This window comes from Streptomyces humidus, from assembly GCF_014649655.1.
GTDB lineage: Bacteria > Actinomycetota > Actinomycetes > Streptomycetales > Streptomycetaceae > Streptomyces > Streptomyces humidus.
This window is the reverse complement of sequence record NZ_BMTL01000166.1, coordinates 1-651: the sequence shown is the minus strand read 5'-3', so window position 1 is coordinate 651 and position 651 is coordinate 1. Positions and strand designations below refer to the sequence as shown.

Here is a 651-nt window from a genome sequence, read left to right as displayed (position 1 = left end):
CCCGCCACCGTTCCCGCTTCGGTTCAGGCGCCCGCAAGGAAGATCACAGCGGATGCCATGGAGCGTTTCTATGGTCAGTACGCCGGAATGTTCTCCCTTTTCGACGTTTCCCGTGTTCCTACTTTCGACGAAGTCTACTCGCACCTGGATCACTCCGTCTTTGAATCCCGGCTGATCTACAGCGAAGTCCTCATGAAAGAGATGAGGTCGTTCCATGACGAGCTGGAGAGAAACCGGAGGCAGCGGCAGACCGAGGCGACGACCATGGAATCCTCGAACCCTCGGATCGTTCGCCTTTATCGCAAGATGGCACGCAGCGAAGCGGGACAGTTCCTGAGTGCGTCGAGCTATACCTCAGGGCTGAGGCAGGCCATGGCGCACAACAGGAGCGACGAGCACCGGAAGTTCTTCACGACGTCCCTCACACATACTCGTAAATTCAGCAATGTGAACGCAGCGTCTCACGATGAGGTCGTCCTGGAGTTCCAGCTGGACGCGGACGCGTACTGGGCGTTCGTCCGGCAGTTCGGAACACCCAGTCAGGAGCAGGGCGCCTACCGGTCCAGGAACTCGGCGGTGATGAACCAGGAGCAGCTGCGTGCCGGCACGCGCGCCAATTTCACGGCGAAGAGCCAGGTCGACACCACGATC

At 59.6% G+C, this 651-nt stretch carries 1 protein-coding gene; it reads left to right on the top strand.

The window, feature by feature from the left end:
* Positions 1-57: 57 nt before the first annotated feature.
* Positions 58-651: hypothetical protein (locus IE239_RS41575; RefSeq protein ID WP_190154624.1), on the top strand; the 594-nt coding region annotated here is incomplete at its 3' end.